Here is a 23232-nt window from a genome sequence, read left to right as displayed (position 1 = left end):
CGGTCACGAGACGAAGATCGACAGCACGAGCGTCATGCCGAGCGCGATGACGGAGGCGACCGAGACGCCGAACGTCACCGACTTCAGCGCGCCGCGCACCGACTGGCCGAGGAAGGACTGCAGCAGCCAGAACGTGTTCGACGTCACGTGGATGCAGAACAGCGCACCCGCACCGGCGGCGAGGGCGATGAGCAGCGGGTTGAGGCCGAGCGTCGCGGCGACGGGGCCGAGGATGCCGGCAGCCGTGATGGCCGAGAGGGTCACGGAGCCCACGGCGATGTGCAGCACCGCCGCCATGACCCACACGACGAGCAACGGGGCGACGGTCGTCGCCTGGAAGTACCCCTGCAGGATCGTGCCGAGGTCGCCCTCGGCGATGACGGCGGCGAGCGCGCCGCCGACGCCCGTGAGCACGAAGATCTGGCCACCGTCCTGGAAGCCGCGCACCAGCGCACGCTCGACGCGCGCGGTGCCGATCGTCGACCTTCCGACGAGGCCCGTGGCGATGACGGCGAGCAGCAGCGCGATGACGGGGTCGCCGAGGAACTGCATCGCGGGCACCTCGACCTCGAGCACGGTCAGCACTGCCTGCGCGGCGATGAGCGCGAGGGCGGCGAGCATGGGGCCGAACAGCACGATGAGCGGCATCGTCGACGGATCGCGGGGGCCCTCGTGCCTCGACGAGCCGGAGATGGTCGCGATCGACGTCGTGGAGCGGTCGCCGTGGTCGCCGCCGACGGAGCGCGACGTGCCGACCTCCTGCGCAGCCGCCTGCGCGGCGGACTCGTCGACGTCGCTGATGAGCGCCTGCTCGTCGCGCTCCGGCTTCCAGAGCCCGAGGCGGAACAGCGTGCCGACGACGAGGATCGACAGCACGACGGTGGGCACGACGACGGCGAGGCCGCCCAGCAGCATGATGCCGAGCGGCACGCCGAGGAGGCCGGCGAGGGCGACGGCGGCGAAGCCGGGCACCATCATGACGATGCCGACCTCGAGGCTGATCGCGAACGTCGCGGCCATGATGCCCGTCCCGGCCTTCCCGAGCCTGGGGGCGATGCGGCGTGCGAGCGGGGCGGCGATGACGATCATGGCGTCGACGAAGATCGTCTGCAGGTACGTCGCGAACGACAGCCCGAGGGCGTAGGGCACGCCGCGCCTGCCGAACACGCGCAGCAGCGACTCGACGAGGCGCGTGATGGCGCCCATCTCGTTGAGCATCGCGCCGATGAGGACGCCCCATGCGATGAGCAGGCCGGCCTCCATCATGACGTCGCCGAAGCCGCGCGTCATGGTCGCGACGGTGTCGACGGGACCGAGGCCCGTGAGCAGACCGATCGCGGCGGCGCCGAGGGCGAGCGCGATGACCGGGTTGATGCGGAAGCGGACGATGACGACCACCACCGCCAGGATGACGATGCCGACGACCGTCAGCGTGTACCAGTCGGGCACTTCGGCTCCTCCTCGTCGAGGGATGCGGTGCTCGCCGTCGAGCGTCGCAGGTGGCGATGGGGGACACCGCGCTTGCCACATCGTAGGACGCATCCTGCGACATGGGTAGGTCGACGGCGTGTCGATCGCTACCATCGGCGCATGGCAGAGCAGCCGCTCCTCGTGCTGGGCAAGATCCGCAGCATCCTCGACGCGTTCACGCTCGCCGCCCCCGTGCGCTCCGCCGCGCAGATCCGCCAGGCGACGGGACTGCCGTCGTCGACGGCGCACCGGCTGCTGGCGAACCTCGTCGAGCACGGCTTCCTCGACCGCGAGGGCGACGCGTTCCGCATCGGCGCGCGCATGGCCTACTGGGCCGGCCCCGCCACGCGTGCCCGCGACCTCGTCGACCTGCTCGCACCGCAGCTCGAGGCGCTGCGCGACGCGACGGGCGAGACGGCGTGCTGCTTCCGCGCCGAGCAGGGCGCGCGCGTGTGCATCGGCGTCGCCGAGACCAGGCACGGACTCAAGCGAGCGATGTACGTCGGCCGCATCCAGCCGCTGCACGTCGGCAGCGCGGGCCGTGTGCTGCTCGCGTGGGATGCTGCGCTGCTCGACGCCGTCGTCGCCGAGCCGCTGCCGGCGTTGACGCAGGCCACGATCACCGACGCCGACGCGCTGCGGGCCGTCGCAGCGCAGACCAGGTCGCAGGGCTACGCGATCACGATCGGGGAGCGCGTGGAGGCGGCCTCCGGCGTCTCGGCGCCCGTGTTCGACGCGCACGCGCGCGTCGTCGGCGCCCTCACCGTCATGGGGCCGACGCTGCGGATGCCGTTCGAGGCGTGCGCGTCGATGGTCGATGCGGTCGTCGCGGCCGCGGAGGGCGTCACGGCGTCGCTCGGCGGCCGCGCGCCGGCCTGACGCGCGCCGCTCGCGGCCTAGGCTCGACGACATGCCCACCGTGCTGCTCGTCCGCCACGGCCGCACGACCGCCAACGCCGCTGGCGTGCTCGCCGGCAGGGCCCCGGGGGTGCGCCTCGACGACGTCGGCCTGCGACAGGCGGCCGATGCCGCGGGTCGCATCGCCGACGTGTCGCTCGTGCGCGTCGTCTCCAGCCCCCTCGAGCGCTGCCGCGAGACCGCGGACGCCATCCTCGCGAGGCAGCAGGGTGCGCCGGCGTCGACGCTCGAGCCCGGCATCAGCGAGTGCGACTACGGCGACTGGCAGGGGCGCCCGCTCGCCGACCTCGCGGGCGAGGAGCTGTGGCGGGTCGTGCAGTCCAGCCCGTCTGCGGCGACCTTCCCCGGCGGGGAGTCGATGCTCGCGATGCACGCGCGCGCCGTCGAGGCCGTGCGCCGCATCGACGCGGAGGTGCTCGCCGAGCACGGGCCGGATGCCGTGTGGGCGGCGGTGAGCCACGGCGACATCCTCAAGGCGATCCTCGCCGACGCCCTCGGCATGCACCTCGATCTCTTCCAGCGGCTGCACGTCGACCCCGCGTCGGTGTCGATCGTGCGCTACGGCTCCGGCCGCCCGCAGGTCGTGGGCTGCAACACGCATGCCGGCGACCTCTCCTGGCTGCGTCCGCAGGCAGCGGCGGGCGTCGAGGGTGCGGCTGCCGGCGACGCGGTCGTCGGGGGCGGTGCCGGACCGGCGCCGCGCTCGTAGCATGGAGGGCATGACCCCCCAGGTCCACGGATTCGACTGGCCAGACCGATTCGTCGTCGGCACCGTCGGCGAGCCAGGCGCACGCACGTTCTACCTGCAGGCCCGCAGCGGCGCCGAGATCGTGAGCGTCGCCCTGGAGAAGCAGCAGGCCGCCCAGCTCGCGGTGGGCGTCGACCGCGTGCTCGACGAGCTGCGGGAGCAGGGTGGCAATCCGTTCCACGTCCCAGCGGGCACGCCGATCGAGCTCGTCGACGACGAGCCGCTCGACGGGCCCGTGCTCGAGCGGTTCCGCGTCGGCAGGCTGACGCTCGGCTGGGATCCCTCGACCTCGCAGATCGTGATCGAGGCGCTGCCGCTGGCGGCCGAGTCCGACGACGAGGATGCGCTCCTCGAGGAGCCTGAGATCGACGAGCTCCTCGTGGTCCGCATCCCGGTCGGGTCGGCGAGGGCCTTCGCGCTGCGCACGCGCGAGGTCGTCGCGGCGGGTCGTCCGCTCTGCCCGCTGTGCGAGGAGCCCATCCGGCCGGATCGGCGCCACGTGTGCGGGTTCCCAGACGACCTGCCGTGATCGCCGAGCCCGAGCCGCTCGCCGATCGGCTCGTCCTCACCGGCCGCGTCGTGTCGGCCTCGAACGCCGTGCTCGTGGGCGAGCTCGACGGGCAGCGCGTCGTCTACAAGCCGGTGGCGGGCGAGCGTCCGCTGCACGACTTCCCGGACGGCACCCTCGCATGCCGCGAGGTCGCCGCGTACGCCGTCTCGCGCGCGACGGGCTGGGAGGTCGTGCCCGAGACGCGCCTGGTCGACGGCCCCTACGGCGTCGGCATGCTGCAGCGGTGGGTCGAGGCGGACCCCGACCAGGACGCCGTCGCGCTCGTGCATGCCGATCGCGTGCCGGCGGGGATGCTGCACGTGCTCGATGGCCTCGGCATCGACGACGAGCCGGTCGCGCTCGTCCACGAGGACACCGCCGGGCTGCGACGCATCGCGGTGCTCGACCTGGTGACGAACAACGCCGACCGCAAGGGTGGCCACGTGCTCGCGCGTGCGGACGGGCACCGGCACGGCATCGACCACGGGCTCACGATGCACGTCGACCACAAGCTGCGGACGGTGCTGTGGGGGTGGGCGGGCCAGCGGCTCGCCGACGAGGAGGTCGCGGGCGTCGAGCGCGTGCTCGATGCGCTCGAGGGCGACCTCGGCGCGGTGCTCGGCGAGCTCCTGGCGCCCAGCGAGGTCGACGCGCTCGCGGTGCGCTGCGATGCGCTGCTCGCGCGCGGCGCCTTCCCCGGGCCTGCCGCGGGTCTGCCCGCGGTGCCCTGGCCGCCGTTCTGACGCGAGGCTGCGCGGGGCTACGCGCCGCGTGCGAGCGTCTGCAGCCGGTGGCCTCGCCACTGCCAGACCACCCACAGCGCTGGCCAGAGCGCGGGTGCCGTGGCGCCCCCGACGTCGAGCCGGTCGCGGAAGCGCGTGCGGCCATCCGGCAGCGGCGAGACGGCCATGCGGTGCCGCCACGTGTCGAGCGTCGCGAGCGCACCCGTCACCGGGCGACCGCGATCGTGCACCATCTGCACGGCATCGTGGCGCGGCACGTCGTGCAGCTCGACGACCATGCGCCCGGCAGGCACGCCCGCGCTGCGGGTGTCGAGCTCGATCGGCTCGGCGTCCGGCCACCGCACCGGCCAGGTGCCGGAGGTGGGCGTCGGCACGACGAGCGGCGACATCGCGAAGCGCATCGCGGCGGGGGAGTGCAGCAGCTCCCAGGCGCGGTCGACCTCGCAGTCCAGCACGAGGTCGAGCACGATGCGCATGCCCTCAGCATGCCGTGCGCGCTCGCATCGTGCCGCGGGCTTGACCGGGGCCGTGCACGGGTCTCGTCACGACGCCTGCGGGCTGCGCGCCCGTCGTCGACGCGACGTAGGCTCGGCGCATGCCCCTCGTCACGCTCCTCAGCGGCCCGACCGCGACCGGCAAGACGACCATGGCGAGGGCGCTCGAGTCGGCGGGCGCCGTGCGGCTGTCGATGGACGAGGCGCAGTGGGATGCCGGCTACCGCGGCGTCTTCCCGCCCGTCGAGCTGATGGCGGAGCTCGAGCGCGACCTCAAGGCGCGCATGGCGGCGGCCGTCGCAGAGGGCAGGCCCGTCGTCGTCGACCTGTCGCTCACGACGCGCGCGGTCCGCGATGCGTGGCGCGAGGCGGCGGAGCAGGCGGGCGCGAGCGTCGACCTCGTCGTGCTCGAGGCGCCCGTCGACGTGCTGTGGGCGCGCGTCCAGCAGCGCGACGATCGCGACGACCCCAACGCGTTCACGCTCGACCGGCAGGCGCTCGAGGCGTACGTCGCCTCCGTCGAGCCGCCGCATCCCGACGAGCGCGCACGCGTCGTCGTCACCGGCTGAGCGACGGCGAGCGGCGTCAGATCTGGTACTCGATCGAGCCCGAGCGAGCGACGGACGCGGGCACGCCAACGAGCGTGACGCCGTTCGGGGCGTCACGGACGACGACGGCGTTCGCGCCCACCTTCACGTCGTCGCCGAGGGTGATGGGGCCGAGCACCTTCGCGCCCGCGCCGATCGTCACGCGGTCGCCGAGCGTGGGGTGGCGCCGTCCACCCGCGGCGCTCGTGCCGCCGAGCGTCACCTGGTGGTAGATGAGGCAGTCGTCGCCGACGACCGCGGTCTCGCCGATGACGACGCCCATGCCGTGGTCGATGAGCAGGCGCCTGCCGATCGTCGCTCCCGGGTGGATCTCGACGCCGGTGACGAAGCGCGTCCACTGGCTGCCGGCGCGGGCTGCGAACCGCAGCCCGTGCCGCCAGAGCCAGTGGTGCCACCGGTGGGCCCACACGGCGTGCAGGGTCGAGTAGGTGAGCCCGACCTCGAGGGCGCCGCGAGCGGCCGGATCGCGCTGTCGCGCGTTCCGGACGTCCTCGCGGATCCCCAGCACCGGTCGATCAGGCCAGGTCGGCGTAGAGCGGGTTCGACAGGTAGCGCTCGCCGGTGTCGCAGATGATCGCGACGATCGTCTTGCCCGCGTTCTCGGGTCGGCGGGCGACCTCGAGCGCTGCCCAGACGATCGCGCCAGAGGAGATGCCCGAGAAGATGCCCTCCTTCGCCGACAGCTCGCGCGCGACGCGCACCGCGTCGTCGAGGGCGACGTCGACGACCTCGTCGTAGACCTCGCGGTCGAGGATCGAGGGCACGAAGTTCGCGCCGATGCCCTGGATCTTGTGCGGTCCCGCGGTGCCCTGCGTCAGCAGCGGGGAGTCGATGGGCTCGACGGCGACGACCTGCACGTCGGGCTTCAGCTCCTTGAGGCGGGCGCCTGCGCCCGTCACGGTGCCGCCGGTGCCGATGCCCGCGACGAAGATGTCGACGGCGCCGTCGGTGTCGGCCCAGATCTCCTCCGCCGTCGTCTCGCGGTGCACCTGGGGGTTGGCGGGGTTGTCGAACTGGCGGGCGAGGATCGCGCCCGGCGTCTCCTCGACGATCTGCGCGGCCCGCTCGACGGCGCCGCGCATGCCCTCCGAGCCGGGGGTGAGCACGAGCTCGGCACCGAGCGCCTTCAGCACGGCGCGGCGCTCGACCGACATCGTCTCCGGCATCGAGAGGATGACGCGGTAGCCGCGGGCTGCGCCGACGAGCGCGAGCGCGATGCCCGTGTTGCCGCTCGTGCCCTCGACGATCGTGCCGCCGGGCTGGAGCTCGCCGGAGGCGACGGCGGCGTCGATGATCGCCTTGCCGATGCGGTCCTTGACGCTCGCTCCCGGGTTGAAGAACTCGAGCTTCGCGAGGATCGTCGCGTGGGTGTCGTCGACGCGCTGCAGGCGGACCAGCGGCGTGCCGCCGATCGTCGCGGTCACGTCGTCGTAGATGCGAGCCATAGGTGGACCTTTCACGGGGGAGAAGCAGTCGTGATGATGGTATCCGTTCGACGCCGAGCGAGGGCTCGGATGGCGCCGCGTGCAGGATACGGTGCCGGGATGCCAGATCTTCGCGCGACCGTGCTCGCAGCCCGCGACGCCCTCGCTCGCGTGGAGGTCGTCGGTCCCGATGCGGAGATCCTCGCGGCGCACGTGCTGGGCGCGTCGCTCGGCGAGCTGCGGATGCGCATGGTGCGCGGCGACGCGCTCGACGACGGCGCGGCGCGGGCGCTCGGCGCCCTCGTGGCGCGCAGAGGGGAGCGGGAGCCGCTGCAGCACCTCACGGGCGAGGCGCACTTCCGCCATGCGACCCTCGCGGTCGGCCCGGGCGTCTTCGTGCCGAGGCCCGAGACGGAGGTGCTCGTCGACCGCGCGCTCGAGGCCGTGGATGCGGCGGCGGCAGCCGGGCGAGCACCCGTCGTCGTCGACGCGTGCACGGGCTCGGGCGCGGTCGCGATCGCGATCTCGACGGAGCGGCCGCGCACGCAGGTGCACGCCGTCGAGCTGTCGCAGGACGCGCTGGCGTGGACGCGGCGCAACGTCGCCGCGCTGGCACCGGACGTGCATGTCGTGGCAGGCGACGTCGCCGGGCTCGACGCGCTGCTGCCGGAGGTCGTCGGCATCGTCGACGTGCTCGTCTCGAACCCGCCGTACGTGCCTGATGCCGCGATCCCGCGCGACGCCGAGGTGCGCCTGCACGACCCTGCGCTCGCGCTGTACTCGGGCAGCGACGGCCTCGACGTCGTGCGCGCGCTCGCCGACGTGGGGCTGCGGATGGTGCGCCCGGGCGGCGCGCTCGCGCTCGAGCACGGCGAGGAGCAGGGCTCGGCGGTGCGTGCAGCCCTCGCCTCGGCCGGCTGGCGGGATGCCGCCACCCACCCCGATCTCACGGGCCGCGACCGGGTCACGACCGCGCGCCGGTGACCCGCGCGGCGCCGCGCGCGGCGCCCTGCCAGCGGCGACCGTACGATGGATGCGTGTCCGAGACCTTCGACTGCAGCGTGCCGGCGACCCTCCTCGCAGGCGTGCGAGCCGCGCGGCAGGCGCTGCAGACCGGCGGGCTCGTGATCATGCCGACCGACACGGTGTACGGCATCGCCGCCGACGCGTTCAGCCGGGAGGCCGTGGCGGCGCTGCTCGCGGCGAAGGGTCGCGACCGCACGTCGCCGCCTCCCGTGCTCGTGCCCGACCTCGCGACCCTCACGGCGCTCGCCGAGCACGTCTCTGGCGAGGTCGAGGCGCTCGCGGCGGCGTTCTGGCCCGGCCCGCTCACGATCATCGTGCGCGCTCGCCCGAGCCTGCAGTGGGATCTCGGCGAGACGCGCGGCACCGTCGCGCTGCGCATGCCTGCGAACGACGTCGCGCTGGGCCTGCTCGCCGAGACCGGGCCGCTGGCCGTGTCGAGCGCGAACCTCCATGGCAGGCCGGCGTCGACGACCGCCGCAGGGCCCGCCGAGGCGCTGGCGGAGCACGTCGCCGTCGTGCTCGACGCGGGCGCCGTCGGCGAGGGCTACGAGCCGCACGCCGACGGCGACGCGACGCAGAACGGCTCGACGATCGTCGATGCGACGGGGGAGCGCATCCGCATCGTGCGCCAAGGCGTGCTCGCGCGCGAGCGCATCGCGGAGGTCGTGGGCGAGGCGCTCGCGCCATGATGCTGTTCATCGCCGTCGCGGTGCTCGCGGCGGTCGTCACCTGGCTCACGAGCCTCGGCACGCTGCGCTTCGCGCTCGCCCGCGGCATCCACCCGCCGGTGCGCGAGCGCGACGTGCACGCGAAGCCCACGCCGCGCCTCGGCGGCGTCGCGATGTTCGCAGGCGTGCTCGCGGCCATCACCGCCGGCTCGTTCGTGCCGCAGTTCGCGGCCGCCTACGATGAGCCGCTGAAGATCGTCGCCCTGCTGTGCGCGACCGGATTCATCGTCGTGGTGGGCGTGCTCGACGACCTCCTCGACCTCGACTGGATGGTCAAGCTCGGCGCGCAGCTCGTCGCCGCAGGCGTCGTCGCCTTCTTCGTCGTGCGCATCACGAGCACCCCGAACCCGTTCGGCGGCATCGCCGTGGGCTCGCAGCAGATGTCGATCGCGCTCACGGTCATCACGATCGTGCTCGTGATGAACGCCGTGAACTTCATCGACGGCCTCGACGCCCTCGTCGCAGGCACGACGATCATCGGGTCGGCCGCGTTCTTCGCCTACATCTCCTTCATGACCCGATCCCTGGGGCAGGGCGACACCTACTTCTCGCTCGCGAGCGTCCTCACGGCAATCGTCGTCGGCGCGTGCGTCGGCTTCCTGCCGCTCAACTGGCATCGCGCCAAGATGTTCATGGGCGACGCGGGCGCGCTCATGATCGGCCTGCTCACCGCGACGGCCGCCATCTCGGTCACCGGCCAGATCGACCTCACGGTCGTCGGCGGCCGCTCGCAGCTGCTGCCGGCGTTCATCCCCGTGCTGCTGCCGTTCGCGATCCTCGCGCTGCCGCTGCTCGACTTCGTGCTCGCCGTCGTGCGCAGGCTGCTCAACGGGCAGAGCCCGTTCGCCGCCGACCGCAAGCACCTGCACCACCGGCTGCTCGACATGGGGCACACGCATCTGGGCGCCGTGCTGATCTTCTACTCGTGGACGATCGTGGTCTCCGTCGGCACGCTGCTGTTCCTGTTCCTCGACGAGTGGCTCGCAGCCGGTATCATCGGGATCGGCTTCCTCGTCTGCGCGATCCTGACCGCGCTGCCGGTGAGCAGGCGGGTCTGGCATTCCGCGCGACGCCTCGCGAGGCTTCGCGTCGCGGAGCGTCGGACGCGGCGGGCGGAGCCAGCCATCGACCGGGTCGACGCAGGGGAGTCACGATGACCATCCAGGACGTCATGCGCCGCGTGCTCGCCTACGGCGGGATGCTGGCGCTCGCCGTCGCGATCGTCGGCGGCATCGTCGGCTTCGTCGTCGCGGGCTGGACGGGCGTCGTCAGCGCGCTCGTCGGCACCGCCATCGCGATCGCATTCCTCTCGCTCACCGCGGTGAGCGTCATCGTGGGATTCAAGGTCTCGCGCGGCGAGCTGCTGCACGCGGGCTTCTTCGGCGTGCTGCTGGGCGGCATGCTGCTGAAGTTCGCCGTGTTCTTCGTGCTCATCCTCGTGCTGCGCGACCAGGCGTGGCTCGCAGGCGGCGTCGTCTTCGGCACGATGCTCGCCGCCGTGCTCGGATCCCTCGTCGTCGACGTGCTCGTCATCGGCCGCTCCAGGCAGCCGACGGTCGACGAGCCCGCCGAGGAGGAGACCCAGGGGCGTCCCGCGCGCCGCTGAGCCCATCGCTCTGCTAGGCTGGCAGCGTTCCCCCAGGTTGATCCCTCATGCTCTGCGCCCGCGAGGTCGTGCAGCGGCGAGAGGCCGAAGGGGAGCACTACGACGACGAACTTGGCGCCGTGACGCGCCGTGACCGACGGAGACACCGCTGAGCGCGCTTCCCCTGCTGGCCCTTTCCGCCGCCGCACCGGAGCCTGAGCCGTTCCACCCGCCGAGCCTGACGGAGTTCTTCCCTGAGGTCTTCCTCCTCGCAGACCCGACGGCCGTGGGCCTCTCGGGTGCCGAGGAGCCGATCTTCGGCCTGAACCGCATCATGCTCATCCGCTTCCTGGCGGTCGCGGTGATGATGCTCATCCTCTGGCTCGCCGTGCGGAACATGCGCATCGTGCCCACGAGGTTCCAGGCCGGTGCCGAGTTCCTGCTCGGCTTCGTCCGCAAGAGCGTCATCATCGACACGCTCGGCGAGAAGGACGGCCGCCGGTTCATGCCGGTGCTCATGGCCATGTTCTTCGGCATCCTCGCGATGAACATCACGGGCATCATCCCCGGGCTGAACATCGCGGGCACGTCCGTGATCGGCATGCCGCTCGTGCTCGCGCTCGTCGCGTACGTGCTGTTCATCTACGCGGGCCTCAAGAAGCACCCGGGCGCGTTCCTCAAGAACTCGCTGTTCCCGTCGGGCGTGCCGATCCCGATCTACATCATCGTGACGCCGATCGAGTTCCTCTCGACCTTCGTGCTGCGCCCGGTGACGCTCGCACTGCGACTCCTCATGAACATGGTCGCCGGCCACCTGCTGCTGGTGCTGTGCTTCGCGGCGACGCACTTCTTCTTCTTCTCCCTGCTCGCATACGGCGACTTCCTCGGCCTGCTCGGCATCGGCACGCTGGCCTTCGGCCTCGCGTTCACGCTGTTCGAGATCCTCGTCGCGGTGCTGCAGGCGTACGTCTTCACCTATCTCGCTGCCGTCTACATCCAGCTCGCGCTGGCAGACGAGCACTGATCGTCCGACCTCACCCAGGTCGTACAGCAACCTCCAGAAAGGAACCGCACCAATGAACATCGTCGGCTACCTCGCCCCGATCGCATTCGGCCTCGCGTCCATCGGCTCCGCCATCGGCGTGGGCATCATCGTCGGCAAGACGATCGAGTCGGTCGCCCGCCAGCCCGAGCTGCAGGGCCGCCTGACGGGCCTCATGTTCCTCGGCATCGCCTTCACCGAGGCACTGGCGTTCATCGCCATCGCGACGGGATTCATCCCGTTCGTCGCCCCGGGCGCCTGATCGTCCACCGCCTAGCGGTCCTCGAGAAGTAAAGGAGTCGGGATGCAGCTCGCATTCCCCGTCGTCATGGCGGATGACCATGGTGAGGCCAGCGCGCCGAACCCGCTGATCCCCGCGATCTACGACATCGTCTGGAGCGCGGTCGTCTTCGCGATCGTCCTGGCGTTCTTCTTCTGGCTCGTCCCGAAGCTGAACAGGGCGCTCGATGCGCGTCGCGACGCGATCGAGGGCGCGCTGGAGCGTGCGGAGGCCGCGGAGGCGAAGGCCAAGGCCTCCGTCGAGGAGAATGCAGCGATCCTCGCCGAGGCTCGCGCAGAGGCGTCGCAGATCCGCGAGAAGGCGCGCGCCGAGGGTGCGCAGATCCTCGCGGAGCTCAAGGTCGCCGCGCAGGACGAGGCCGACCGCGTCGGCGCGACCGCGCGTGCGCAGATCGAGGCCGAGCGCCAGGCTGCCGTGCAGTCGCTGCGCCAGGAGGTCGGCGTGCTCGCACTCGACCTCTCCGAGAAGGTCGTCGGCGAGGCCCTCGACGAGCAGCGTGCCGCAGGCATCGTGGACCGCTTCCTCGCGGACCTCGAGGCCGAGGAGGCTGGTCGCCGGTGAGGTCCGCCACCCGTGAGGCGCACGGCGCCCTGACCGACGCCGTCACGGCGTCGGCGGGCGCCGGCGTCTCCGACGCCCGCGAGGTGCTGCAGGCGGCACGCGCCATCGAGCGCAGCCCGCAGCTGCTGGCGGCGCTCGTCGACTCGAACGGCACGACCGACGACCGCGCGACGCTCGTCGCGAGCGTCTTCGGTCAGCTCGGCGCCGAGGCGCAGCGCATCGTCACCATCGCGGCGTCGCAGCGCTGGTCGTCGGGCGAGGACCTCCTCGCAGGCCTCGAGGACGCCGGATTCCGCATCGCAGCCACCGCGTCCGACGCGGACGTCGCGGGCGAGATCCACCAGTTCGGCGAGATCGTCGACGGCGACGCGCAGCTCGAGCTCGCGCTCGGCGGCCTGCTGGGCGCAGCCGACGACAAGGCGGTCCTCGTCGACCGCCTGCTCGCGGGCGCGGCGTCCGACGCGACGCTCGCGATCCTCGACCACCTCGTGCGCAGCCCTCGCGGCCGCCGCATCGGTGCCCTGCTGCAGCAGGCGGCCCAGTCGGTCGCCGACGCGGCAGGCACGAGCATCGCCACGGTCACGACGGCCGTCGCGCTGCCGGAGGCGCAGCTGCGCAGGCTCGAGTCCGGGCTGACGCAGCGATACGGACGACGCCTGCAGGTGCAGCAGGTCGTCGACCCCAAGATCATCGGCGGCCTCCGGGTCGCGGTCGCGGACGACGTCATCGACGGCACGATCCGCTCGAAGTTCACCGACCTCCGGCTTCGGCTGGCCTAGGTCACACGAGGAGAAGCAATGGCAGAGATCACCATCAGCCCCGATGTCATCAAGGGTGCGCTGAGCGACTTCGTGGCCTCGTACGAGGCCAAGGCATCGTCGACGAGCGAGGTCGGTCGCGTCACCGACGCCGCCGACGGCATCGCGCACGTCGAGGGCCTCCCCGGCGTCATGGCCAACGAGCTCGTCCGCTTCGCGGACGGCACGCTGGGCCTCGCGCAGAACCTCGACGAGACCGAGATCGGCGTCGTCGTGCTCGGCGAGTTCGGCGGCATCGTCGAGGGCCTCGAGGTCACCCGCACCGGCGAGGTCCTCTCGGTCCCCGTCGGCGACGGCTACCTCGGTCGCGTCGTCGACCCGCTGGGCGCACCCATCGACGGCCTCGGCGAGATCGCCTCGACCGGCCGTCGCGCGCTCGAGCTGCAGGCTGCAGGCGTCATGGACCGCAAGTCGGTGCACGAGCCCATGCAGACCGGCATCAAGGCCATCGACGCCATGATCCCCGTCGGCCGCGGTCAGCGTCAGCTGATCATCGGCGACCGTCAGACCGGCAAGACCGCGATCGCGATCGACACGATCATCAACCAGAAGGCCAACTGGGAGTCGGGCGACGTCTCGAAGCAGGTTCGCTGCATCTACGTCGCCGTCGGCCAGAAGGGCTCGACGATCGCCTCGGTCAAGGGCGCCCTCGAGGACGCCGGTGCCATGGAGTACACGACGATCGTCGCGGCTCCCGCATCCGACCCCGCCGGCTTCAAGTACCTGGCGCCGTACACGGGCTCGGCCATCGGCCAGCACTGGATGTACGAGGGCAAGCACGTCCTCATCATCTTCGACGACCTGTCGAAGCAGGCGGAGGCCTACCGTGCCGTCTCGCTGCTGCTGCGCCGCCCGCCGGGCCGTGAGGCGTACCCGGGCGACGTGTTCTACCTGCACTCCCGCCTGCTCGAGCGCTGCGCGAAGCTCTCCGACGCGCTCGGCGCCGGCTCGATGACGGGCCTGCCCATCATCGAGACGAAGGCGAACGACGTCTCGGCGTACATCCCCACCAACGTGATCTCGATCACCGACGGCCAGATCTTCCTGCAGTCCGACCTCTTCAACGCCAACCAGCGTCCCGCGGTCGACGTGGGCATCTCGGTGTCGCGCGTCGGTGGCGACGCGCAGGTGAAGTCGATCAAGAAGGTCTCCGGCACGCTGAAGCTCGAGCTCGCGCAGTACCGCTCGCTCGAGGCGTTCGCGATGTTCGCATCCGACCTCGACGCCGCGTCGCGTCGTCAGCTCGCCAGGGGCGCTCGCCTCACCGAGCTGCTGAAGCAGCCGCAGTACTCGCCCTACCCGGTCGAGGAGCAGGTCGTGTCGATCTGGGCTGGCACGAACGGCAAGATGGACACGGTGCCCGTCAGCGAGGTGCTGCGGTTCGAGTCCGAGCTGCTCGACCACCTGCGTCGCAACTCGACGGTGCTCGACACGCTGCGCGAGACGAACGTGCTCGACGACGAGACCCTCTCGACGCTCGAGAGCGAGGTCGACGCGTTCGCGGCCGGCTTCGTCGCCGACGAGTCGGATTCGATCATCTCGGACTCGCCTGAGGAGATGCCGCTCGACGACGTCAACCAGGCGCAGATCGTGAAGGGCAAGCGCTAAGCCATATGGGAGCCCAGCTCAGGGTCTACACGCAGAAGATCAAGTCTGCGCAGACGACCAAGAAGATCACGAAGGCGATGGAGCTCATCGCCGCGTCGCGCATCCAGAAGGCGCTGGCGCGGGTCGAGTCCTCCTCGCCGTACGCACGCGCGATCACGCGTGCCGTGAGCGCGGTCGCGACGTACTCGAACGAGGTCCACGACCTCACCCTCGAGCGCGACGAGATCCGCCGCAGCGCGATCGTGGTCCTCACGAGCGACCGCGGCCTCGCCGGCGCGTTCAACTCGCAGATCCTCCGCGAGGCCGGCGAGCTGCGGGCGCAGCTCGAGTCGCAGGGCAAGGAGGTCGAGCACTACCTGGTCGGCCGCAAGGCGGTGCAGTACTTCCAGTTCCGTCGCCGCGCCGCGGTGCGCGACTGGACGGGCGACACCGACGTGCCCTCGGCCGACCTCGCGAAGGAGATCGCCGACGCCGTCATCGAGTCGTACGTCAAGGGCTCGTCCGAGGGTGGCGTCGACGAGATCCACGTCGTCTACAACCGCTTCGTCAGCATGATGACGCAGGAGCCGCAGACCGTCCGTCTGCTGCCCCTCGAGATCGTCGACGCGGCCGACGACGCGAGCGACACCGACGCCCTCCCGCTCTACGAGTTCGAGCCGGAGCCGGGCCGCGTGCTCGACGCGCTCCTGCCCGTGTACGTCGAGAGCCGCATCTTCAACGCGCTCCTGCAGTCCGCGGCCTCCAAGCAGGCCGCGACGCAGAAGGCCATGAAGTCGGCGTCCGACAACGCGGACACGCTCATCACCGACTACACGCGCCTCCGCAACAACGCGCGTCAGGCCGAGATCACGCAGCAGATCTCCGAGATCGTGGGCGGCGCGGACGCCCTCGGCTCGGCGAAGTAAGCCACGAAAGGCAACTGAGAGCATGACCATCACGGAAGCAGCCACGCAGGCAGCCGTCGGCCGCATCGCCCGCGTCACGGGCCCGGTCGTCGACATCGAGTTCCCCCACGACGCCATCCCCGGCATCTACAGCGCGCTCAAGACCGACGTGTCGTTCGGCGAGGGCACCGAGTCGACGACGATCACGCTCGAGGTCGCGCAGCACCTCGGCGACGACCTCGTGCGCGCCATCGCCCTGAAGCCCACGGACGGCCTCGTCCGCGGCCAGGAGGTGCGCGACACCGGCGAGCCCATCACGGTCCCCGTCGGCGACATCACCAAGGGCAAGGTCTTCAACGTCATCGGCGAGGCGCTGAACCTCCCCGAGGGCGAGACGCTCGAGGTGAGCGAGCGGTGGCCCATCCACCGCAAGGCGCCCGCGTTCGACCAGCTCGAGTCGAAGACGCAGCTGTTCGAGACCGGCATCAAGGTCATCGACCTCCTCACCCCGTACGTGCAGGGCGGCAAGATCGGCCTGTTCGGCGGTGCGGGCGTCGGCAAGACCGTCCTCATCCAGGAGATGATCCAGCGCGTCGCGCAGGACCACGGCGGCGTGTCGGTCTTCGCAGGCGTCGGCGAGCGCACGCGTGAGGGCAACGACCTCATCCACGAGATGGAGGAGGCGGGCGTCTTCGACAAGACCGCCCTCGTCTTCGGCCAGATGGACGAGCCCCCCGGGACGCGTCTGCGCGTCGCGCTGTCGGCGCTGACGATGGCGGAGTACTTCCGCGACGTGCAGAAGCAGGACGTGCTGCTCTTCATCGACAACATCTTCCGCTTCACGCAGGCTGGCTCCGAGGTGTCGACGCTGCTGGGCCGCATGCCCTCCGCCGTGGGCTACCAGCCCAACCTCGCCGACGAGATGGGCCTCCTGCAGGAGCGCATCACCTCGACGCGCGGTCACTCGATCACCTCGCTGCAGGCGATCTACGTGCCGGCCGACGACTACACCGACCCGGCCCCGGCCACGACGTTCGCGCACCTCGACGCGACGACCGAGCTGAGCCGCGCGATCGCGTCGAAGGGCCTCTACCCGGCCGTCGACCCGCTCACGTCGACGAGCCGCATCCTCGACCCGCGCTACATCGGCGACGACCACTACCGCGTGGCGACGACGGTGAAGCAGATCCTGCAGAAGAACAAGGAGCTGCAGGAGATCATCGCGATCCTCGGCGTCGACGAGCTCTCCGAGGAGGACAAGATCGTCGTGTCGCGTGCACGTCGCATCGAGCAGTTCCTCTCGCAGAACACGTACATGGCGAAGAAGTTCACGGGCGTCGAGGGCTCCACGGTGCCGCTCAAGGACACGATCGAGTCGTTCGACGCGATCTCCAAGGGCGAGTTCGACCACGTGTCCGAGCAGGCCTTCTTCAACGTCGGCTCGATCACCGACGTCGAGGAGAAGTGGGCGCAGATCCAGAAGGAGAACGGCTGATGGCACTCGCCGTCAGCATCGTCTCCGCAGAGGCAGAGGTGTGGTCGGGCGAGGCGAGCCAGGTCATCGCCCGCACGGTCGAGGGCGAGATCGGCATCCTCACGGGCCATGAGCCCGTGCTCGCCGTGCTCGGCTCCGGCCAGGTGCGCGTGACGCCGATCGACGGCAGCGTCATCGCCGTCGACGCGGAGGACGGCTTCCTCTCCGTCGACCACGACAGGGTCGAGATCGTCGCTCGGCACGCACAGCTCGCGTGATCGTCATCCTGCCGCCCTCGGAGACGAAGGCGGCGGGCGGTGCGCCGGGGTCCATGCTGGACCTCGGCGCATTGGCGTTCCCGCCCCTGACTCCCACGCGCGAGCGCGTGCTCGACGCGACCATCGCGAAGGCCCTCGCCGCGCCACCGGCCGCGACGCCGGCGAAGCAGCGGTGGATCGACGACGACCGCGCCCTGCGCGCCTCGCCGACGATGCCGGCGATCGAACGCTACGAGGGCGTGCTGTACGACGCCCTCGGCGCTGCGACGCTCGACGCGGGCGCGCGCGCGTGGGTCGACGGGCACGTCGTCGTCGGCTCGGCGCTGTGGGGCTTCGTGCGCGCGAGCGACCGCATCCCCTCGTACCGCTGCTCGGCGTCGGACCTGAAGGGGCCGTTGCGCGGGGCGTGGGCGTCGGCGGGGGAGCAGGTCGCAGGCGGGGTCGTCGTCGACCTGCGCTCGAAGGCGTACGTCGACGTCGCCCCCGTGCCCGGCGCGATCGCCGTCGACGTCGTCGGAGAGGACGGCGCCGCCCTCAACCACTGGAACAAGCACGCGAAGGGCGCGCTCGTGCGCCGCATGGCCGAGTCGGGCCTCGCGGCAAGCGGCGCGGACGGGCTCGCGATGTGGGCCGACGACCACGGCATCCGGCTGCGCGCGACCGCAGACGACCGGCTCGAGCTCGTCGCGACGGCGGCGGGCCTCGGCTGACGACGCCGTGCACGCCCGCCGTGTCCGCTGCCAGCGCGACGGGCACGGCGGATGCGTGGCTAGGCTGGATGGATGCGTCGCACGCTCGGAACCAGTGACATCGTCGTGAGCCAGGTGGGCCTCGGGCTCAACAACCTCGGCAGGCCAGGCACGGCCACCGAGGAGCAGGCAGGCACCGACCGGCTCGTGCACGCCGCGATCGACCACGGCATCACGCTGCTCGACACCGCCGACGTCTACGGCGTGCCGCCGACGACGAGCGAGACGTTGCTCGGCAAGTCGCTGCAGGGCAAGCGCGACCAGGTGGTGCTCGCCACGAAGTGGGGCCACTCGTCGCTGCCCGTGCCCGGCACGGAGGACTGGGGCCCGAAGGGTGGGCGCCGCTACGTTCGCAACGCGGTCGACGCGTCGCTCACGCGACTGCAGACCGACTGGATCGACCTGTACCAGCTGCACACGCCGGATCCCGAGACGCCGATCGCCACGACCATCGACGCGCTCGACGAGCTCGTCGAGGCCGGCAAGATCCGCAGCTACGGCCACTCGAACCTCTCGGGCGCGCAGATCCGCGAGGCCGCCGCCGTGCCGACTCCCAACGGCTTCGTGACGGCGCAGGACGAGTACAGCCTGCTCGCACGCGGCGTGGAGGCCGACGTGCTGCCGGCCGCGCGCGAGGCGCGGCTGGGCTTCCTGCCGTACTTCCCGCTGTACAACGGCCTGCTCTCCGGCAAGTACACGCGTACCGAGCAGCCGCACGACGGCCGCCTGACGCGCATCAAGCCGCAGCTGCTCGAGGGCGTCGACTGGACGCAGCTCGAGGAGTACGACCGCATCGCGCGCGACGCGGGACTCACGATGCTCGAGGCGACCTTCGCGTGGCTGCTCGCGCAGGAGCCCGTCGTCTCGGTCATCGCCGGCGCGACGAAGCCCGAGCAGATCGCGCAGAACGTCGCGGCAGGCGAGGCGCGCATGGGCGCCGACGTCGTCGAGGCGATCTCCGACCTCTTCTCGTAGCGCCAGGCGGGGCGCGCGCGTCCCTCCCCGCCGTGGTTCTCCACAGGCGTGCCCCTCGCTCGTCGCGTCGTCGGCGGCGCAGGCCATGGTCTCGCGCATGCAGATCGTCAGAGCCTCCTCGCCCCAGCAGCTCCTCCTCGCCCTCCCGCATCTGGCAGGGCCCGGCATCGCGCGCTCCGTCGTGGTCGTGCCGTTCCACGGCAGCCGCACGGGCATGGCGCTGCGATGCGACATCCCCGAGCTCCCGCGCGCCGCGCTGCGCGCCTGGGCCGACCACGTCGTCGGCTGCCTGCTCGACGTCGAGCCCGACGCGCTGGCCATCGCGGTCGTGACCGATGCGTGCGTCGGCGCGGGGGCGCTGCCGCACCGCGCGATCGTCCGCGCGTTGGCTGCTGCGGCACGCAGGGCCGGCGTGCCGGTGCGCGCCCGGCTGTGCCAGGCCGCCGACGCCTGGGGCGACTACGCGGAGCCCTCGGCCGCGCGCGGCCCGCTCGCCGAGCTCGAGGTCACCGAGGGGCTGCCGTTCCTGCGCCCGACGCCGCCGCCGACCGTGCCAGGCGATGCCCCGGCTGCCAGGCGTCTCGCGGTCGCGGAGGCGCTCGAGACGGTCGCATCATCCGGCGAGCTGCGCGCGGCGCTCGACGACCCCGTCGTCGCCGTCGAGCTCGCGCTGCACGCGGCCGTGCTGACGCCCGAGCGTGCGGCCACGGTGCTCGCGCTCGTCCAGCAGCCCGCGCTGCGCGACGCGGCGACGTGCCAGCTGCTCGACGGGCTCGCTGCTGGCGTCGAGGCCCACGCGCTGCAGCGCGGCGAGCCCTCTGCCGCAGACCCCGGCCGTCTGCTGGGGGAGGGCGAGCCTCCCGACCGCGACCGCGTCGAGCGGGGCATCGGGCTGCTCGAGGAGGTCGCGGCGGTGGCGCCCGACGGCATGCGGGCCGCGCCGCTGGTGATGCTCGCGACCCTGCACTGGCTCGTGGGCAGGTCAGGCACGGCTGCAGCGTGCGTCGAGGCGGCGCTGCGCGACGACCCCGAGCACGGCATGGCCCTGCTGGTCGCGACGGTGCTGCACTCGGGCATGCTGCCCGAGTGGGTGGCCGCCGACCGCGCCGCGGTCTCGTGAGCCGTGCGAGCGCCGCGTCAGCGCACGACGGCGTAGCCCTGCTCGCCGCGAGGGTTCGCGGCGGCGCGCACCGTGCCGTCCGGCGCCCGGCTGGCGAGGCTCAGCCTGCCGAGGCTCCAGTCGCCGGCGTCGGTCACGCGGTGGCCCCTGCGGCGCAGCTCGGCGATGACGTCGCCGCCGAGGCGCGACTCGACGTGCAGGCCGCCCGGCTCCCACACGCGCGGATCGAACGACGACACGAGGTGCGTCGTGTGCCACGCCGGCGCGTCGATCGCCGCCTGCGGCTCGAGGCCGAGCACGCCCATGCCCAGCAGCATCGACAGCTGCCACGAATCCTGCTGGTCGCCGCCCGGCGTGCCGAACGCCGCGACGGTGCCGTCGTCGTGCAGCGCCATCGAGGGCGAGAGGGTCGTGCGCGGTCGGATGCCAGGCGCCATCGAGGTCGTGAGGCCCTCCTCGAGCCACAGCATCTGGGCGCGCGTGCCGAGGCAGAACCCGAGGCCGTCGATCGTCGGGCTCGACTGCAGCCAGCCGCCGCTCGGCGTCGCCGAGATCACGAGCCCGTCGGCGTCGACGACGTCGAGGTGGCACGTGTCGCCACGCGTCGGCTCGCCTGCCCCCGCGGCGCGATCGCCGCCGTCGACCTGCACGATGGGCATGCGCGGCGCGCCGTGGAGCGCGCCGGGTCGAAGCTCGAGCGATGCCGTCTCGCCGATGAGCGCGCGACGGTCCGCGAGGTAGCCCCCGTCGAGCAGGCCGGAGAGGTCGGCGCCGTCGCCGAACCATGCGTCGCGGTCGGCGAACGCGAGCTTCGCCGCCTCCGTCGCGACGTGCACGAGGTCGGCGTCGAAGCGCTGGGCACGCGCCGGCAGCAGCGGCTCGAGGATCGCGAGCTGCGCGAGCAGCGCGGGCCCCTGCGTCCACGCGCCGCACTTCAGCACGCGGCGTCCGCGCCAGTCGAGCGCCATCGGCGCCTCCCACGTCGGCGCCCACGCCGCCATGTCGTCGCCGCGCAGCAGACCGGGATGCGCGTCGCCCGTGGCGTCGACGACGGCGGTGCGGCCGTGCGCATCGATCGCCTCGGCGACGAAGCCCTCGCTCCAGGCGGCGATCGCGGCGTCGCACGCGGCCTCGCGGCCGAGTCCGGAGCCCGCATCCACGAGCCTGCGATACGTCGCCGCGAGTTGCGGCATCCGGATGCGCTGCCAGGGCTCCGGCACGCCGTCGCCGAGCCACAGCGCGGCCGACGTCGGCCAGTCTCGACGGAACCGCTCCGCGTTCGCGCCGATCGTCGCCGCGACGCGCGGCAGCACGTGGTGCCCGCGCTCGGCGAGGTCGATCGCGAACGCGAGGACGTCGCCTGGCGTCCACGTGCCGAGATCGCGCAGCAGCGTCATCCACGCTGGCACGGCACCGGGCACGACTGCGGCGAGCAGGCCGGTGCCAGGCACGTGGTCGACGCCGAGCGCACGGTACGCGTCGATCGTCGCGGCGGAAGGCGTGACGCCCTGGCCGCACAGCACGCGAGGCTCGGCGCCGGGCTGCTGCACGATCGCGGGCACGTCGCCGCCCGGCCCGTTGAGGTGCGGCTCGACGACGTGCAGCACGAACCCGGCCGCGACGGCGGCGTCGGCGGCGTTGCCGCCGCGTTCGAGCACGGCCATGCCTGCGCTCGAGGCGAGCCAGTGGGTGGAGGCGACGGCGCCGAACGTGCCGTGGAGCTCGGGTCTGGTGCGCACGGGCTACACCTGCGCCTGCGCGCGCGTGAGCACGTCGCGGAGGATCGCCGTGATCTCGGCGAACTCGGGCTCGCCGATCGTGAGCGGCGGCGCGAGCTGGATGACGGGGTCGCCGCGGTCGTCTGCGCGGCAGTACAGCCCCGCCTCCCACAGCTCCTTCGAGAGGAAGCCCCGCAGCAGGCGCTCGGACTCCGGCCCGTCGAACGACGTCTTCGTGGCCTTGTCCTTCACGAGCTCGATGCCGAAGAAGTAGCCGTCGCCGCGCACGTCGCCGACGATGTCGAGGTCGAGCAACGACTCCAGCGACGATCGGAACGCAGGCGACAGGGTGCGCACGCGCTCCAGCAGCCCCTCGTCGTCGAACACGTCGAGGTTCGCGTTCGCGACCGCCGCCGAGACGGGATGCCCTCCGAAGGTGTAGCCGTGGCTGAACATCGCATCGCCGTGCCGGAACGGCTCGTAGACGCGGTCGTTCACGACCGTGCCGCCCAGCGGCGCGTAGCCGCTCGTGACGGCCTTCGCGAACGTGATCATGTCGGGCTCGTACCCGTATGCGTCGCACGCGAACATGTGCCCGATGCGGCCGAAGGCGCAGATGACCTCGTCGCTCACGAGCAGCACGTCGTGCCGGTCGCAGATCTCGCGCACCCGCTGGAAGTAGCCGGGCGGCGGCGGGAAGCAGCCTCCTGCGTTCTGCACGGGCTCGAGGAACACGGCCGCGACGGTGTCGGCTCCCTCGAACTGGATCATCTCCTCGATGCGGTCGGCGGCCCAGATGCCGAACTCCTCGTCGGTCGTGCCCGTGAAGCCCGACTCCTCAGCCCGATACCGGTTGGTGTTGGGCACGCGGAAGCCGCCTGGCACGAGCGGCTCGAACATCTGCTTGAGCGCCGGGATGCCCGTGATGGCCAGCGCGCCCTGCGGCGTGCCGTGGTAGGCGACGGCGCGCGAGATCACCTTGTGCTTCATGGGCTTGCCCTGCATGCGCCAGAACTGCTTCGCGAGCTTGAACGCCGTCTCGACGGCCTCGCCACCGCCGGAGGAGAAGAACACGTGGTCGAGCGAGCCGGGCGCGTAGGAGGCGATGCGGTCGGCGAGCTCGATGGCGGGCGGGTGCGCGTACGACCACAGCGGGAAGAACGCGAGCTCCTTCGCCTGCCGCGCCGCGGCCTCCGCGATCGACTCGCGGCCGTGGCCGGCGGCGACGACGAAGAGGCCGGCGAGGCCGTCGATGTACGAGCGGCCGGCGTCGTCGAAGATCCGGTGCCCCTCGCCCTTCACGATGATCGGCGTCTGCCCCGCCTCGAGCGCCGACTGGCGCGCGAAGTGCATCCAGAGATGGTCGGCGGCCTTCGTCTGCAGATCGGTGAGCTCGGTCATCGCATCCTC

At 72.0% G+C, this 23232-nt stretch carries 26 protein-coding genes; 20 read left to right on the top strand and 6 right to left on the bottom strand.

Annotated features, from left to right (window positions below; all coding sequences use genetic code 11):
* Window positions 1-3: 3 nt before the first annotated feature.
* Window positions 4-1449 (bottom strand): GntP family permease, encoded by a 1446-nt coding sequence (locus ACZ6H8_RS02020; RefSeq protein WP_464143849.1) that lies wholly within the window; start codon window positions 1447-1449, stop codon window positions 4-6.
* A 141-nt stretch (window positions 1450-1590) separates the two neighbouring features.
* On the opposite strand from ACZ6H8_RS02020, the gene ACZ6H8_RS02015 reads away from it, so the two are divergent.
* Genes ACZ6H8_RS02015 through ACZ6H8_RS02000 form a run of 4 tightly spaced genes read left to right on the top strand, consistent with a single transcriptional unit; the run spans window position 1591 to window position 4429 of the window.
* On the top strand, window positions 1591-2349 hold the full coding sequence (locus tag ACZ6H8_RS02015; RefSeq protein ID WP_464143847.1) for an IclR family transcriptional regulator: 759 nt from the start codon (window positions 1591-1593) through the stop codon (window positions 2347-2349).
* A 31-nt stretch (window positions 2350-2380) separates the two neighbouring features.
* Window positions 2381-3097, top strand: a complete 717-nt coding sequence (locus ACZ6H8_RS02010; RefSeq protein ID WP_464143845.1) for an MSMEG_4193 family putative phosphomutase — start codon at window positions 2381-2383, stop codon at window positions 3095-3097.
* A gap of 10 nt (window positions 3098-3107) precedes the next feature.
* Entirely contained in the window at window positions 3108-3665 is a 558-nt protein-coding gene (locus ACZ6H8_RS02005; protein ID WP_464143843.1) for a DUF3090 family protein, read from the top strand.
* On the top strand, window positions 3665-4429 hold the full coding sequence (locus ACZ6H8_RS02000) for an SCO1664 family protein (RefSeq protein WP_464143995.1): 765 nt from the start codon (window positions 3665-3667) through the stop codon (window positions 4427-4429). The genes ACZ6H8_RS02005 and ACZ6H8_RS02000 overlap by 1 nt, the downstream gene beginning before the upstream one ends.
* A gap of 17 nt (window positions 4430-4446) precedes the next feature.
* On the opposite strand, the gene ACZ6H8_RS01995 is transcribed toward ACZ6H8_RS02000, so the two are convergent.
* Complete coding sequence (locus ACZ6H8_RS01995) at window positions 4447-4905, bottom strand: hypothetical protein (protein ID WP_464143842.1); 459 nt, start codon at window positions 4903-4905, stop codon at window positions 4447-4449.
* A gap of 119 nt (window positions 4906-5024) precedes the next feature.
* Between ACZ6H8_RS01995 and ACZ6H8_RS01990 the strand changes: the two genes are divergently transcribed.
* Window positions 5025-5492: a P-loop nucleotide/nucleoside kinase family protein gene (locus ACZ6H8_RS01990; RefSeq protein WP_464143840.1), complete on the top strand. Its 468-nt coding sequence runs from the start codon at window positions 5025-5027 to the stop codon at window positions 5490-5492.
* A gap of 16 nt (window positions 5493-5508) precedes the next feature.
* Here the strand turns inward: ACZ6H8_RS01990 and cysE are convergent, their stop codons facing one another.
* Both cysE and cysK read right to left on the bottom strand, forming a co-directional pair.
* On the bottom strand, window positions 5509-6039 hold the full coding sequence (cysE, locus tag ACZ6H8_RS01985; protein ID WP_464143839.1) for a serine O-acetyltransferase: 531 nt from the start codon (window positions 6037-6039) through the stop codon (window positions 5509-5511).
* Window positions 6040-6046: 7 nt separating this feature from the next.
* A complete protein-coding gene (cysK, locus tag ACZ6H8_RS01980; protein ID WP_464143836.1) occupies window positions 6047-6976 on the bottom strand; it encodes a cysteine synthase A in 930 nt (309 codons plus the stop codon).
* Between the two features lie 99 nt (window positions 6977-7075).
* Here cysK and prmC point away from each other — a divergent pair, with 99 nt between their 5' ends.
* The 15 genes from prmC to ACZ6H8_RS01905 all read left to right on the top strand — a co-directional run bounded on the left by prmC (window position 7076) and on the right by ACZ6H8_RS01905 (window position 20104).
* On the top strand, window positions 7076-7939 hold the full coding sequence (gene prmC / locus ACZ6H8_RS01975; RefSeq protein WP_464143835.1) for a peptide chain release factor N(5)-glutamine methyltransferase: 864 nt from the start codon (window positions 7076-7078) through the stop codon (window positions 7937-7939).
* A 53-nt stretch (window positions 7940-7992) separates the two neighbouring features.
* The gene (locus tag ACZ6H8_RS01970; RefSeq protein ID WP_464143833.1) at window positions 7993-8670 is read left to right on the top strand and encodes an L-threonylcarbamoyladenylate synthase; all 678 of its coding nucleotides are present in this window, start codon (window positions 7993-7995) and stop codon (window positions 8668-8670) included.
* Entirely contained in the window at window positions 8667-9866 is a 1200-nt protein-coding gene (locus ACZ6H8_RS01965) for an MraY family glycosyltransferase (protein ID WP_464143831.1), read from the top strand. The genes ACZ6H8_RS01970 and ACZ6H8_RS01965 overlap by 4 nt, the downstream gene beginning before the upstream one ends.
* A complete protein-coding gene (locus tag ACZ6H8_RS01960) occupies window positions 9863-10315 on the top strand; it encodes a hypothetical protein (RefSeq protein WP_464143829.1) in 453 nt (150 codons plus the stop codon). Before ACZ6H8_RS01965 ends, ACZ6H8_RS01960 begins: the two co-directional genes overlap by 4 nt.
* A 148-nt stretch (window positions 10316-10463) precedes the next feature.
* The gene (atpB, locus tag ACZ6H8_RS01955; RefSeq protein WP_464143992.1) at window positions 10464-11318 is read left to right on the top strand and encodes a F0F1 ATP synthase subunit A; all 855 of its coding nucleotides are present in this window, start codon (window positions 10464-10466) and stop codon (window positions 11316-11318) included.
* A 52-nt stretch (window positions 11319-11370) separates the two neighbouring features.
* On the top strand, window positions 11371-11598 hold the full coding sequence (gene atpE, locus ACZ6H8_RS01950; protein ID WP_464143827.1) for an ATP synthase F0 subunit C: 228 nt from the start codon (window positions 11371-11373) through the stop codon (window positions 11596-11598).
* Between the two features lie 42 nt (window positions 11599-11640).
* Entirely contained in the window at window positions 11641-12198 is a 558-nt protein-coding gene (locus ACZ6H8_RS01945) for a F0F1 ATP synthase subunit B (protein ID WP_464143825.1), read from the top strand.
* Complete coding sequence (locus ACZ6H8_RS01940; protein WP_464143823.1) at window positions 12195-12977, top strand: F0F1 ATP synthase subunit delta; 783 nt, start codon at window positions 12195-12197, stop codon at window positions 12975-12977. Before ACZ6H8_RS01945 ends, ACZ6H8_RS01940 begins: the two co-directional genes overlap by 4 nt.
* Window positions 12978-12995: 18 nt before the next feature.
* The gene (atpA, locus tag ACZ6H8_RS01935) at window positions 12996-14624 is read left to right on the top strand and encodes a F0F1 ATP synthase subunit alpha (protein WP_464143822.1); all 1629 of its coding nucleotides are present in this window, start codon (window positions 12996-12998) and stop codon (window positions 14622-14624) included.
* Window positions 14625-14629: 5 nt separating this feature from the next.
* Complete coding sequence (locus tag ACZ6H8_RS01930; protein ID WP_464143820.1) at window positions 14630-15529, top strand: F0F1 ATP synthase subunit gamma; 900 nt, start codon at window positions 14630-14632, stop codon at window positions 15527-15529.
* Between the two features lie 22 nt (window positions 15530-15551).
* The gene (atpD, locus tag ACZ6H8_RS01925) at window positions 15552-17003 is read left to right on the top strand and encodes a F0F1 ATP synthase subunit beta (protein WP_464143818.1); all 1452 of its coding nucleotides are present in this window, start codon (window positions 15552-15554) and stop codon (window positions 17001-17003) included.
* Complete coding sequence (locus ACZ6H8_RS01920) at window positions 17003-17260, top strand: F0F1 ATP synthase subunit epsilon (RefSeq protein ID WP_464143816.1); 258 nt, start codon at window positions 17003-17005, stop codon at window positions 17258-17260. Before atpD ends, ACZ6H8_RS01920 begins: the two co-directional genes overlap by 1 nt.
* A 107-nt stretch (window positions 17261-17367) precedes the next feature.
* Window positions 17368-17970: a YaaA family protein gene (locus ACZ6H8_RS01915; RefSeq protein WP_464143814.1), complete on the top strand. Its 603-nt coding sequence runs from the start codon at window positions 17368-17370 to the stop codon at window positions 17968-17970.
* A gap of 72 nt (window positions 17971-18042) precedes the next feature.
* Window positions 18043-18984 carry an aldo/keto reductase gene (locus tag ACZ6H8_RS01910; RefSeq protein WP_464143812.1) on the top strand — a complete coding sequence of 314 codons (942 nt, stop codon included), beginning with the start codon at window positions 18043-18045 and terminating at the stop codon, window positions 18982-18984.
* A gap of 97 nt (window positions 18985-19081) precedes the next feature.
* On the top strand, window positions 19082-20104 hold the full coding sequence (locus ACZ6H8_RS01905; RefSeq protein ID WP_464143810.1) for a DUF4192 family protein: 1023 nt from the start codon (window positions 19082-19084) through the stop codon (window positions 20102-20104).
* A 17-nt stretch (window positions 20105-20121) separates the two neighbouring features.
* Here ACZ6H8_RS01905 and ACZ6H8_RS01900 read toward each other — a convergent pair whose 3' ends face one another.
* Both ACZ6H8_RS01900 and ACZ6H8_RS01895 read right to left on the bottom strand, forming a co-directional pair.
* Complete coding sequence (locus ACZ6H8_RS01900; RefSeq protein WP_464143989.1) at window positions 20122-21768, bottom strand: gamma-glutamyltransferase family protein; 1647 nt, start codon at window positions 21766-21768, stop codon at window positions 20122-20124.
* Between the two features lie 78 nt (window positions 21769-21846).
* Complete coding sequence (locus tag ACZ6H8_RS01895) at window positions 21847-23223, bottom strand: aspartate aminotransferase family protein (RefSeq protein ID WP_464143809.1); 1377 nt, start codon at window positions 23221-23223, stop codon at window positions 21847-21849.
* Between the last annotated feature and the right edge of the window lie 9 nt (window positions 23224-23232).

The sequence above is a fragment of the Agrococcus sp. AC640b genome (assembly GCF_979255995.1).
Note: the sequence above shows the minus strand (reverse complement) of the source record. Positions and strands in the feature narration are given on the sequence as shown.